Raw genomic sequence first — 13,410 nt, forward strand, 5'->3', positions numbered from 1 at the left:
GCGTGCCATGTTGACAGCTCTTGTCTTGATGATCTTCGGCCTGGCAAACGTCTTTGCCGGCGAACAAACAGCACCCCCGCAAGCACCGATCACCGTCACCGACATTGCCGGCCGGCAAGTGAACGTGAAGGCGCCCGTCAAGCGCATTCTTCTCGGAGAGGGCCGGCAGCTCTACCTCATTGCCTCGCTCGAGCCTGACGATCCACTGGCGCGCGTCGTCGCCTGGCGCAACGACCTGATCGAGGCGGACCCGGCCACCTATCAGCAGTATCTTGAGGCCTATCCCAAATTGGCAGAAGTTCCTGCCTTCGCAGGCAAGGAGAATGGTCTGATCGACATCGAATCGACCATCGTCCAGAAGCCCGACGTAGTCCTCCTCAATCTCGAGGCCATGCGCGCCAACGAGGATGCCAAATATGTCGAGAAGCTGGCTGAGCTGAATATTCCGGTTCTCTACATCGACTTTCGCCACTATCCGCTGAAGAACACCGAGCCGACCATTCGCCTGCTCGGCAAGATCATGGGGCGCGAGGCGCGCGCGGAAGAGATCATCGCGTTCCGTCGCGAGGCGATGGCGCGCGTCATCGAAATTATCGCCCGGGCGAAACCGGAGCGCCCCCGAGTATTCATCGAGCGGATCGGCGGCTATGCCGATGATTGCTGCCTTTCCTTCGGCGCGGAAAACTTCGGCAAATATGTCGAGCTTGCCGGTGGCCACAATATCGGCAGCGATATTCTTCCCACGACCTTCGGACAGCTCAATCCCGAACAGGTGATCGCCGCCAATCCTGAACATGTCGTCGTCACCAGCGCCGACTGGGAGGCCTATGTGCCCGGTGGACATTGGATCCCGCTCGGCCCCGGCGCCGATCCAAAGGTGATCCGCGAAAAGCTCGAATGGTTCACCAGCCGCAGCGCCTACACCGACATCGCGGCCCAAAAGGCGCGGAACTTCCACGGCATCTGGCACCAGTTCTACAACAGCCCCTACGAGTTCTTTGCCGTCCAGCAGCTGGCGAAATGGTTTCACCCGGAGCTGTTTGCCGATCTCGATCCGGACGCGACATTTGCGGAGTATCACCGCCGTTTCCTGCCCATTCCCTATCGGCACGGCTATGCCGTCAGCCTCACCGGCAGTGCGGATTGACGGGTAGCCACGGGGCGAACCGGCGATGGCGGAGCTCAAGCCGGATTCGGGATAGTTCAACAAACGGAACCAGTAGTCGTCAGCGGGCGAGGCTCTCAAACCGAGAGCCTCGCCTTCGCATTCTCTTATCAGTTCGCTGCTGGCCTCGATCCGATGGGTGAGCTTGTTATTGCTGCCAAGCGGCAGAAAGCGCCGGCCCCTGGCCAGCGCCTTCATGAATGTCACTGAGACAGGTCGTCACTGGGGCGTCGACACGCACCTTACCATCAGAAGTCGGTCGTCATGGAAACCTTGACAGTGAGCGGCGCACCCTGCGACAGCGTGCCGAAGCTTGCAACGCCGGACCAGTAGTCGAGGTCGAAGACGTTCTCTACGTCGGCGCGGAAGGTGATCGGCCTCTCGTGGATTTCGGTCAGGTAGCGGGCGCCGAGGTCAAGTCGCGTCCAGGAGGGGATTTCCTGGGTATTTGCCGTGTTGACGAATTGCTCGTCCGTGTGAATGACATTGCCGGTGAGCGTCAGGCCGGTCAAGAAGGGCGTGTCCCACTCCGCCCCCAGATTGACCTGCAGCGCGGGCACGCCGATAGGGGTATTGCCGCGTTCTGTGTCGACGCTTGTTTTCGTGATCTCGCCGTGAATGAAGGTCACGCCTCCGAGTACTCGGATCGCGGGGGTCACTTCGCCGAAGACGTTCAACTCCACGCCGCGGTGGCGTTGCTCGCCGCCTTCGACGAAGACGAGATCAGTGCCGCGCGCTTCAAGCACGCCGAAGGGCTTCTCGATCTGAAAGGCGCTGACAGTGACCGCCACTCGCCCGAGATCGACCTTCGTGCCGATCTCGTACTGCCTGGATCGGTAAGGCGCGAGCGTTTCGCCCGAATTGACAGCCGTCGACGGAGCGGTGTCGCCGACGCTCAGGCCCTCGACGTAGTTGGCGTAAAACGCGACATTCTCCCACGGCTTCACGACGATGCCGGCGAGTGGTGTCAAGGCACTCTCGTCGGAAGACGAAGAAACCGCACCGGTCGTGGTGTTGTAATTTTCAGTATCAATGTGCTGCCAGCGCCCGCCCAGGGTCAGCTGCACGCGTTCATCGAGCACCGACATGGTGTCGGAAAGCGCGAAGCCGTAGAAGACGTTTTCCGAGAGTCTTGGTACATGCGTCGGCTGCGGCACATCCTGCTTGGGGCGGGGAAGCGGGTCGTAGATGTTGGTTAGCTGCGCGGTTCCTGAGTTCGAGCCGCGGGCAAGGCGCTGCTGCAGTCCACTGACCTGGAACGTAACCGAATGATCAACAGCGGCCGTCTCGAACTCGGCGCGTACACCCGTCTCGGCCGTCAGCCGGTCGACATCGAAGATGAAATTTTGCGGCGTGACGCTGACATCGCCTGCGGAGTTGAGAAGCAGTGGTGTGCCGAAGAGCCGCTCGACGCGCGACTCGCCGCCGCCGACGGCTGCGAACACAGTGACGGCGTCGCTCACGTCGTATTCGACGCGGCCGAGCCACGAGAGGTCGTCCGTCCTCGCCCATTCCCACGGCTCCTGGACGTTGGACCGGCCGTCCGGCGCATCGGGAATATTAAAGCTGCTGCTATCGGGGAAGAAGGGGCGATGCGGGGCATCGATGTCCTGCCGCTGACCGATGACGTCTAGCGTTGCTCTGAAGTCTTCTCCTTCATAGTCGAGCGCAAGAGCGCCGACCGTCACGTCAAGTGACTGATTGTCAATTGCCGTATCGCCGCCGTGATAACTGCCGTTGAAGCGAACGCCGAATTGGCGCTCATCGCCGAACCGGCGACTGACGTCGACATGTCCGCCACCATAAAGATCCGAAGAATAATCGGCCGTGACACGGGTCAGATCGACGTCCGACGCGCGCTTCGGCACGATGTTGATGGTGCCACCGACGCTGCTATTCGGCGAGATGCCGTAGAGGAGCGCCGTCGGTCCCTTGAGCACCTCGACGCGCTCGATGTAGTCCGTAAACAGGCGGTAGGTCGGTGCAACACCGAAGACGCCATCGAAGGCGACTTCGCCGAAGTTCCCCTCGTTCAAAGGGAAGCCGCGGATGTAAAATGAGTCCAGCATACCGCCGGAGGCGTGCGTGCTTCTCACCGAGGGGTCGTTGGCGAGGACGTCGGCCACGGTTGTCGCGTTCTGGTTTTCGATCGTCTCTGCCGTGTAGCTCGTGATGCTAAACGGCGTATCAATAAAGTCGCGGTTGCCGAGCAGGCCCGCGCGACCGCCGCGCGCCACCTGCCCCCCCGCGTAGTGTTCCGGCTGGGTGCCAATCGTCGCAGTCGAGGTGCCCGCCTTCACCTCCAGACGCTCCAACACCGTTGCGTCTTGCGCCAACGCGGCGCGGCTTACGCTCGCCAGCAGAACAGCCAGCAGTCCAACACGCAGTTCCATACACGTCCCCTGTAACCCATTGACCAAAAACATTTGTCGGTCCTGGCAAGGAGCGAATGTCGTTGGTGCGAGCGGGGAGTTAAATAACTTGAGTACATTTGTCAAGATATGCACCGGAACATTGCGGCGAGATCACCAACGCCCGTCTCGGTTTAGGCAAGATTTCACCCTATGGATGCACGGAACAGATCGCTACCGCTGTTCGTTGTTTACGGCGGAGGAAAATCGAATACAATTTCTGGTCTGTGCACCATGTTTGGGACCGATGCGTGCCGCACGATTTTATTGAGCCGACACGCCTTAGTCGGTCCAGGGGAGTGACTCCCGGCGCTGGCCGGTTCTTGTGAGGTCCGCCCGTGGATCAGAGGAGAACAATGAACGTTCTTTTGGCCGGTCAAGAACAGGAAGGTTTCTCAACGGCCCTCGCGCAGGTGCTCGACGGGGTCCCGTCGCCTCTGGTGGTCAAAGACAGCGCCTTGCAAATCCTGTTCGTCAATCTTGGCGCCTGCGCCCTGCTCGGCCGGCCAAGGGACGAACTCATCGGGTGCACCGATGGCGACATCTGGTCGAAAGAACGGGCCGATCGCCTGCGGGCGCTCGACCAGGCCGTGCTTGCCACGGGCAGGGAGCGCAGCTGCGAGGAACAATACGTATCAGCCGATGGTCGCGAAAGTGTGCTGCTGATGACCAAGCGGCGCCTTGTGCTGCAAGAGCCCTGGGGATATGGCGAGACGTTCCTGATCACCTCCTTTTCCGACGTCAGCGAATTGCGCAAAACGCAACAGGTACTTCGGACAAAGGAAGAACACCACCGCGCCGTCATTGATCTTCATCCGCAGATCCCCTGGACGGCCGATCCGGATGGCAACATCCTGGAGGTCGGGCCACGATGGGCCGAACTGACTGGAATTCCCGAAGACGAAACGCTCGGCAGCGGCTGGATGAAGGCGCTTTGTCCCGATGACGCCGGCAGCGTCGATCGGCAATGGCAGCACGCTCTCTCGACAGGCGAGCCGCTCGACGTGGAATACCGCGTAGAGATGGCAACCGGTGACTATCGCTGGTTCCGTGCACGGGCCGCTGCCCGGCGGGACACGGCGGGAAGCATCATACGTTGGTATGGCATTCTCGAGGACGTCGACGATCGGCGTCGCGCGACGGATGCGCTCAAGGAAAGCGAGGCGCGCTTCCGGGCGATCGCCGACAACGCACCGGTGATGATCTGGGTGGCAGACGGGACCGGTCACACAAGCTTCTTCAGTCGCCTGTGGCTGGAGACCACCGGCCAGAGTGAAGAGGAGGCCCTGGGTTTCGGCTGGGTCGACGTGATTCACCCGGATGACAGACAGGCGGTGGAGACGGCATTTTTCAGTGCCGGCGCTACGCGCGAGCCGGTCCGGACCGAGTATCGCCTAAGGCGCGCCGATGGCAGCTGGGCTTGGATTCTCGATGTAGGGCAGCCGCGCTTTTCCTCCGACGGACGCTTTCTCGGATATGTGGGCTCCGCCCTCGACATCAGCGAGCGGCGCGCCGCCGAGATCGCGCAGCAGGAATCCGAGGCCTTCATCAAGAGTATCTTCGACAGCAGCGTCGATTGTGTGCGCGTGCTCGACCTTGACGGCCGCCCGCTGATGATGAATAGGGCGGGACGCGAACTCTTCGGCATTTCCGAGGACGCCGGCATCGAAGATCAGACGTGGCGCTCGATCGGCTTGCCGGAAGACGCGCCAAAGGTGCAGGCTGGCTTCGAGACGGTGCGGCAAGGGCAAAGCGCGCGATTCGAGATAATCGTTCGCGATGCCCAGGGAAGAGAGCGCTCCATGGACGTCAACGCCACGCCGGTGCTCAACGCCCAAGGCAAACCGTTCCGTATGCTCTCAATCTGGCGCGACATCACCGATGCGAAACGGGCAAGCGCTGACCTGCAGACCGCCCGCGACGCGGCCGAGGCCGCCGCAAATCGGCTGTCGGCAGTGCTCGAAAGCACCATGGACAGTGTCATCCTGGTCGATGAGCTCTGGCGGCTGCGCTATCTCAATGAGAATGCCAAGCGCCTGCTTCGGCTCGACGACAACGCACTGGGCCTGCCTCTTTGGCGTCTATTTCCACGCGAGCGTAAGGGCGTGTTCGCGAAGAACTGCCGGAAGGTCATGAAGCTGCGCAAACCCGCCGCCTTCGAAGACTATCTGCCGTCGCTCGACATCTGGATCGAGGTCAACGCCTCGCCGACGCAGGACGGCATCTCCATCTTCTTCCGCGACATCACCGAACGCCGGCGTACGGAAGAAGACCGGCTGCTGGCGCACAAGCAGATCGCCCACATGGCCAGACACGACATGCTGACCGGGCTGCCCAATCGCCTGTCCTTCCGCGAGTGCTTCGACAGGGCGCTCGATCCCGGCCGCGGCAAGAGGAGGATTGCCGTTCTCTGCCTGGACCTGGACGGGTTCAAACTGGTCAACGACACGCTCGGTCATCCCGCCGGTGATGCGCTGTTGCGTCAGGTGTCCGCGCGGCTCGCCCAGATAGTCGCGGAGAGCGATACGGTCGCAAGACTGGGCGGCGATGAATTCGCCATCATCCGACCCTTGTCGCCAAAAGCCGACGCGCCATCGATTCTTGCGGAGCGTGTGATCCAGGCACTCAGCGAGCCCTTCACCATCGACAATATCAACGTTGCAGTTGGTGCAAGCGTCGGCATCGCCACGACTCCAGAGGACGGGACGACGGCCGACGAACTCATAAAAGCCGCCGACATTGCGCTCTACAGCGCCAAGGCAGCCGGGCGCGGCACCTATCGGCAGTTCGAGGCGACGATGGGTGCGCAATTGCACGCCCACCAGCAGATGAAGCTGGCCCTGCGTGAGGCCCTAGGTCGCGGCGAACTGGAGCTTCATTATCAGCCGCTGATCAGCCTGCACTCGAAGAAAGTCAGCTGCTGCGAGGCTCTGCTGCGCTGGCGCAGCCCGGAGCGGGGCCTGGTGGCGCCGGATCATTTCATCCCCATCGCAGAAGAGACGGGGCTGATCGTGCCCATTGGGGAATGGACCTTGGAGCAAGCCTGCCGCGATGCAGCCGGCTGGCCGGCGGACGTCGCCATCGCCGTCAATCTTTCGCCCGTCCAATTCAAAAGCAAGAGGCTGGTGGGGGCGGTCGCGACGGCAATCAAGTCCTCAGGCATCGATCCCGCTCGCCTGCAGATCGAGATTACCGAAACCGTGTTGCTCGACGAGAGCGAGCACAATCTCGAGCTTCTCCAGGAATTGCGCAACTTGGGCGTCAAAATCGCCATGGACGATTTCGGCACCGGCTATTCGTCACTCGGCTATCTGCGCAGCTTCCCCTTCGACAAGATCAAGGTCGACCGATCCTTCATCCACGATCTGCCGAGGGGCAAGGAATCGCTTGCAATCGTCAAGGCGGTTGCCGGGCTGGGCCATAGCCTCGGAATCACCACCACGGTCGAAGGGATCGAGACAGAGGATCAGCTCAACATCGTCAGCTCGGAGGGGTTCGACGAGGCCCAGGGCTTTCTGTTTGCGCTACCGATGTCAGCCTCGGAAATCATGGAGTTGATCCGGCAATCGCCGCCGCCATAGGCCTTTGGCGGCTGCGACTATTGACTAGGGAGTTGACCCGATGGGACGTTCGTTGGTTGCGATGTATCGTGCAGCTTTTGTCGCAGGACCGACCGCCTGCCGCTATCGCCGAACACTGCCCGACCATGGGGGAGAGCATCGATGAACCCGCATGGCATCGCACTTATTGCAGATGACGACGAGTTCTTCAGAATAGCCCTCTCGGCGATCCTGAAGAATAAGCTCGGTTTTGCCGAGGTCGTGGAGACCGGTTCTCTCGATGAAGCAATCGAACGGCTTGCGGATCGGGACGACTGTTCCGTCGCGCTCTTCGATCTCACCATGCCCGGTATGGAGAGCGCCGCCAACCTGGGAGCGGTGCGCGAGGTTCGCCCGGACATTAAGGTGGCGGTCGTCTCGGCCTCCTCGCGCCGAAGTGACATTCTGACCGCTTTGGCGGCCGGCATTCACGGCTACGTGCCGAAGAGCCTTGGTGCGCAGGAGCTCGCCGCCGCACTGCGCACGATCCTGAATGGCGCAATCTATGTCCCTCCTTCGCTTGCCGGCCGGCCAAGCGGCCCGGCAGAGCCTGAGCCTGCGGCACCAGCCACCGCCCCGCTGGAGATCCCCCCAAAACGGGCAATGGAATTCCTGACGCCGCGGCAACGGGAGGTGCTTTTTCTGCTCGTCGACGGGCTGTCGAACAAGGAGATCGCCCGCAAGCTTCGCCTGGGCGAAGGAACCGTGAAGATCCACATGGCGGCGCTCTTTCGCAGCCTGCGGGTAAGAAACCGCCAAGAGGCCGCCGCGGCCGGTGCCCGGCTGCTACCAGTGGCCGAGGGGCGGTAGACCATCCGGATAGACCTTTGCCGGCCATGTGGTCGAATGGCCTGAATGAATGTGACGACGTAGTTAGGTAGCAACGAAAATCGATGTGAGTCGGAAATGCAGCGAGGCGGAACGAGAATCAGTGAGGCCCGGTCAGCCCCCGAAGCAGCCCGGAGCGTCCGCCCGGAAGGCACCATCGACGCATTCATCAGCGATGTCGTCGCCGCGGAAATCGCACGCCAAATGCGCCTCAGCGTCGCTACGTCACGCAGTCCCGCCCTCGTTGCAGCGGTCCAGCGGGTCATGAGCCGGCACGGCATCACCGACCTGCATCGTCTGCGGGATCGCATTGCAGCCGATGACGCGCTGCGGGAGGAGGTTCTCGACGAAGTCACCGTACGGGAAACGCACTTCTTCCGCGATTCGAAGCAGTTCGAATTGCTGCGCCACACGATTCTCCCGCATTTGTGCCGGCCGCGAGCGAGCGCGCCAGCGCGGATCTGGAGCGCTGGCTGTGCAAGCGGAGAAGAGCCCTATTCGCTCGCCATTCTCTGCGCGGAGGATGGGCACTCAGTGCGGATATCGGCCTCTGACATATCGATGAAGGCGCTCGCAGAAGCTGCCGAAGCGGAATACGGCGAGTGGTCGTTCCGGGAAATGGGCGAATATCTGAAGCGCCGCTATTTCCTGCAGCGCGGCGACCGATACCGGCTCAGGCCGGATGTGGCACGCAGCGTCCGCTTCACCCAAGTGAACCTCGGCTTCGACAGGCTGCCTGCGCCCGATCGCGGGTTGGCCGGCTTCGATCTCATCCTGTGCCGCAATGTGCTCGTCTATCTCGACGCCGCCGACCTCATGCGGGTTGCGGAGGAATTGTTCACCTGCCTCGCCGAGGGTGGATGGCTGCTGACGGCTCCGACCGATCCCCCGCTCTGGAGGTACGCCTCCTTTCAAACCGCGACGACCGGTGCCGGTCTCGTTTACCGAAAGCCCATGCACGTTGCTCGCGAAGCCGGTTATGAAGCGCGGTACTCCAAGGAAGCACGCCGATGACGGCCCCCGTACTCTCCAACCCCCGCATGATCGATTGGGAGGATGTGAAGCGGCGCATAGCCACAGCCATCGCGCAGACGGAGGCACTTCTCGACTCGGCCAGCCCTGGGGCCGACCGCGAGGTACCGTTTCCCCCCGCACGCGTTTCAGACGGGGCGCCGAATGGTAGTCCGTCGCGGGTGCTGAAAGTCGCCACTTTCGTGCTGTCGGGCCGCCGCCTCGCACTTGATGTGCACTATACCTGCGAGGTCGTCCCGCTCGGGCGCCTGAGCCCGCTTCCGGGATTGCCGCCCCATGTTTGCGGCGTTTACGACCTGCGCGGACAATTGCTTCCGGTGTTCGATTTATCCGATCTATTCGGCCTTTCGCCCATACAGCCGAGGGATATGGCTTGGGCGTTGGTCTGCGGCAGGGAGCAGGCCGAATTCTTGGTTGTGGCCGAGACCATGCCGGAGTTGGAAGAAGTCGCGCCGGAAACGCTTGCGCCCGCCAAGACGGAGGCGATGGAACTCGCTTTGGCGCAGGCGACGGATGGGACCGTGGTGATCGACGCTTCGCTTCTCTTCGACGATCGCCGGCTTTTTCCTTGCGACGATCAAGCCAACCCCGAGGCGGAGGACGACACGCCATGAGCATTTCCTGGACGCGAAGCCTTTACGGCAAGCTGGGTCTTGCCATGCTGATGTTTGTGGCGGTCTCCGCCTTTCTGGTCGGCTCGAGCTATTTCGCCCTGGAGAGGGTGCGCAGGGATCTTTCCGCAACGGCGTCGCTCAGCAGGGAACGCGCTTTCTATCAGATGCTCTATCTGGTGAGCCGCCTGGCGACTGCAGAAGGCCCGGATCGCGCGGCTACCGTTGCCGAGCTTCGCGACCTGTTGCAGCGTAATGAACGGATGCTCGCGCGATTGGTCGCCGGGGAATTTTCCCTGGGAATTGCCGCCGAGGCCGACCGGCAAGCCCTCGCCGAATTGAGGCAGCTTCAGCAGCGCTGGGCAGAGGAAGTGCGCCCCGCAATCGAGCGTGCGATTGACCGGACCCCGCCCGGCCCGGCGGCACTCGACGACCTCGACCGGCAGATCCGAACCTACTCGGCCGCTGTCAACGAAAAGATAGACTCGATCGAAGACGCCGCGACGACCCGGCTGCAGAAATCGCAGTTGCTGCAGTTCGTCTTGTCGGGATTGGCCGTGATCTTGCTGCTCCTCGTCCTCACCGTGCTGCGGCACTTCGCCCGCCGGACCAGTGCGCTGGTGGAGGTCGCCAGGAAAGTGAGCGCCGGAGACCTCGAGCGACGAGCCGCCTATGAGGGCCGCGACGAATTGGCGATCCTGGGTCTCTCCTTCAACCACGTAACGAGCAAGCTGTCGGGCATGATCGAAAATGAGCGTGACGACCGGGAGAGGCTGGAGGAGCTGCTCGCCACCATTTCCGAGACCGCGCAGCACCTTTCCTCCTCGGCGGCCGAGATCCTGGCCGGAACGACGCAGCAGGTGGAAGGCATGCGCGAGCAATCTTCCGCCGTGGCCGAAACCGTCGCAAGTGTCGATGACGTGCTTCAAACGGCGGAGCAGGCGGCGCAGCGGGCACAGCAGGTGTCGGCCTCCTATGAAACGGCCGTGACCGTCAGCAGTGAGGGCCGCAAGGCGCTCGACGACACGGTCACCATGATGAATACGGTGAACGCCCGGACGGAGGCGATTGCCGGCGACATTCTTTCGCTCGCTGAAAACAGTCTCGAAATCGGTGAGATCGTCTCGGTCGTGGCCGAGATCGCCGACCAGACTAATCTTCTTGCCCTCAACGCGGCAATCGAAGCGTCGCGTGCCGGCGAACACGGCAGGGGGTTCAACGTGGTCGCGAGCGAAATCCGGGCGCTTGCTGACCAGTCCAAGTCCGCGACCACGCGCGTTCGGCGGATTCTGACCGAGATCCAGAAGTCGACCAATGCCGCCGTAGTCGGCGCCGAGGAAGGAACGAAAAGCGTCAGCCGTGCGCTCGATACCGTGCGCGAGGCCGGCGATACGATCCGGCAGCTCGAGTCGATCATCGCCGATTCCGCCCGCTCGGTGGCGCAGATCGCCGCCTCGGCCGGCCAGCAGAAAGCGGGCATGAAGCAGATACACGACGCAATGCACTACATCGACCAGGCGAGTAGCCAGAACCTCTCGGCCATTCGCCAGGCGGAAGAAGCTGCAAAGGACTTGAACGAGCTTGGGTCCAGATTGAAGCACATGCTCGCGGATCATGGCAATTTCAGATGATGAAACCCGAAGAACTCGACCGTCAGTTGTTGGAATTGTTCACGCAGGAGGTGCGGGAACGTGCCGCCGACATCGAACGGATGCTGATCGGCATTGAGGAAGCCACCGAGCCAAGCGACAAGCGCGCCCTGCAGGAGAGGCTTCTAAGGACCGTTCACAGCCTCAAGGGCGCCGCTGGCCTCGTGCAGGTGCGCGGTGTCGAAACGATCTGCCACTGGATGGAGGAAGTGCTCGCCACCGCCGGGAACGAGGACCGCTCGCTCAATCCGCGCCAACTCGATCAGCTTCTCAAGGCCGCGGACGCCATTGCGGAAGCCGCACGGCAATTGGCCCGCGGCGAAAAGCCCGCGACCGAACAGTTGGAGAGCGATGTTCTCGATATGGAAACAACATTGCCGCCTGCCGATGACGACATGGATCGGCAGGCGGCGCCGTCAGTGTCTCGGGCGGAGCTTGCCGTTCCGATCCGCTCGACCGACTTGGATGGCTCGATGCGCGTCTCCGCCGAGCGGCTGGACGCCCTGCTTCACAGGAGCGGCGAACTCTTGTCCTGGAATGTGGCCATGCGCCGGCATGCCGAGCAGGCGTCTCTTCTGAGAGAAACGGCAAGAAGGCTCCGCGCTCACAAGGTCCGTCCCGAACGGGAAGCTGCAAGCATTGAAAGCGGCCTGCGCGCGCTTACTGCTTCGATGCGCCGGGATGCGCGGCTAATGCACGGCGCCCTCGTCGCGCTTGGCCAGGAGGTGCGGCACGCACGCACCCAGCCCTTTGCGGAAGCCTGCCAGGGGCTGACGCGCGTCATCAGAGACGTGGCGGCGGCGACCGGCAAGGCGGCACGGCTGGAAGTCAGAGGCGGAGACATCGAGATTGACCGTTCGATCTTGGCCGGCCTGCAGGATTCGCTCCGGCACCTGGTCCGCAATGCCATCGCCCACGGCATCGAGCCGGCGGCGGAGCGAAGGGCAGCCGGAAAGCCGGAACAGGGTCTCGTGACCGTCTCGGCAACGGTCACGGGAGACCGGCTTCAGGTGGTCGTCGAGGACGACGGCCGCGGCCTCGATCCGGCAGCACTGCACAAGCTTGTTGGTGACACGGAGTCGCATGGACCGAACGGCGAAGGGCAACTCCTTCAGCACGTTTTCAAGCCCGGCATATCCACGGCACCCAGGGTCACCAAACTATCAGGCCGCGGCATCGGGCTCGACATCGTCAGAAGCGCCGTCGAGGGAATGCGCGGCACCGCGACCGTGGCACGTCCCGCAGAAGCTGGAACGGCATTCACGCTCACCCTGCCCCTGACGCTCGCCACCGTGCGCGCACTTGAAGTGGTGGCGTCAGGTCACGTCTTCACGATCGACAGCTCCTCCGTCGAGCGCGTCATAAGGCTTGCTTCACACGAAATTGCGGTGGAGGAGGAACGGGTCGTCGCCACGACCAGGGACGGGAAACTCCCGGTGATCGACCTCGCCGGCTGGCTTGGATTGCGGCCGACGGCCGCTATATCAGCGAAGGCGTCGGTGCCAGCCGTGATTATCGGAACGGGAGGCCGGCAGGCTGCCCTTCTCGTGGACGAGGTCGCGGGGGAACAGGAACTGCTTGCGCGCTCGCTCGGGGCTCGCCTGAGAAATGTTCGCCGCTATTGTGGCGGCATGATCCTGCCGGATGGTCAAATCGCGCTGCTCCTCAACACGACCGTGCTGATCGAGGCCGCGGTGGAAAGGACTGCGACGCCAGATGCATTCCCGCAACCGGCGGATCGGACAACGCGCCGTAAAGTGCTGGTCGTCGACGATTCGAAATATATCCGATCGCTCGTCCGACTCATTCTCGATGGAGCGGGATATGAGGTGGCGATGGCGGCAAGCGGATCGGAAGCCCTGGCGCACCTTAGCGATCACGGGGCCGACATCGTGGTAGCCGATGTGGACATGCCCAATATGGATGGGTTCGAACTGACCGAGGCCATCAGGGGTTCCGAACGGCTTTCAGCCGTGCCGATCGTGCTCTTCACCGGCCGCGAAACGCCGGAGGACAGGCTGCACGGCCTGAAGCTCGGTGCCAGCGCCTATGTGACGAAGAGCCATTTCGATGCGCAGCACTTTCTCGAGACCGTGCGTCGGGTAGGCTGAGGCA

8 protein-coding genes are annotated in these 13,410 nt (G+C 62.4%); 7 read left to right on the forward strand and 1 reads right to left on the reverse strand.

Features of this window, described 5'->3' with window-relative positions; all coding sequences use genetic code 11:
* Positions 1-28 precede the first annotated feature (28 nt).
* Positions 29-1,147 (forward strand): ABC transporter substrate-binding protein, encoded by a 1,119-nt coding sequence (locus EKH55_RS26860; protein ID WP_246232013.1) that lies wholly within the window; start codon positions 29-31, stop codon positions 1,145-1,147.
* Positions 1,148-1,413: 266 nt separating this feature from the next.
* Here EKH55_RS26860 and EKH55_RS26865 read toward each other — a convergent pair whose 3' ends face one another.
* Positions 1,414-3,558: a TonB-dependent receptor gene (locus EKH55_RS26865; RefSeq protein WP_151613833.1), complete on the reverse strand. Its 2,145-nt coding sequence runs from the start codon at positions 3,556-3,558 to the stop codon at positions 1,414-1,416.
* Positions 3,559-3,932: 374 nt separating this feature from the next.
* On the opposite strand from EKH55_RS26865, the gene EKH55_RS26870 reads away from it, so the two are divergent.
* From EKH55_RS26870 to EKH55_RS26895, 6 genes are all read left to right on the forward strand, one after another.
* Entirely contained in the window at positions 3,933-7,157 is a 3,225-nt protein-coding gene (locus EKH55_RS26870; RefSeq protein WP_151613834.1) for a PAS domain S-box protein, read from the forward strand.
* A gap of 141 nt (positions 7,158-7,298) precedes the next feature.
* Complete coding sequence (locus EKH55_RS26875; protein ID WP_151613835.1) at positions 7,299-7,985, forward strand: response regulator; 687 nt, start codon at positions 7,299-7,301, stop codon at positions 7,983-7,985.
* Positions 7,986-8,081: 96 nt separating this feature from the next.
* The gene (locus EKH55_RS26880; RefSeq protein ID WP_151613836.1) at positions 8,082-9,017 is read left to right on the forward strand and encodes a CheR family methyltransferase; all 936 of its coding nucleotides are present in this window, start codon (positions 8,082-8,084) and stop codon (positions 9,015-9,017) included.
* Positions 9,014-9,649 (forward strand): chemotaxis protein CheW, encoded by a 636-nt coding sequence (locus EKH55_RS26885; protein WP_151613837.1) that lies wholly within the window; start codon positions 9,014-9,016, stop codon positions 9,647-9,649. The genes EKH55_RS26880 and EKH55_RS26885 overlap by 4 nt, the downstream gene beginning before the upstream one ends.
* A complete protein-coding gene (locus tag EKH55_RS26890; RefSeq protein WP_151613838.1) occupies positions 9,646-11,277 on the forward strand; it encodes a methyl-accepting chemotaxis protein in 1,632 nt (543 codons plus the stop codon). The genes EKH55_RS26885 and EKH55_RS26890 overlap by 4 nt, the downstream gene beginning before the upstream one ends.
* The gene (locus EKH55_RS26895) at positions 11,274-13,406 is read left to right on the forward strand and encodes a hybrid sensor histidine kinase/response regulator (RefSeq protein WP_151613839.1); all 2,133 of its coding nucleotides are present in this window, start codon (positions 11,274-11,276) and stop codon (positions 13,404-13,406) included. Before EKH55_RS26890 ends, EKH55_RS26895 begins: the two co-directional genes overlap by 4 nt.
* Positions 13,407-13,410 lie beyond the last annotated feature (4 nt).

This window comes from Sinorhizobium alkalisoli (assembly GCF_008932245.1).
Classification (GTDB): Bacteria; Pseudomonadota; Alphaproteobacteria; order Rhizobiales; family Rhizobiaceae; genus Sinorhizobium; species Sinorhizobium alkalisoli.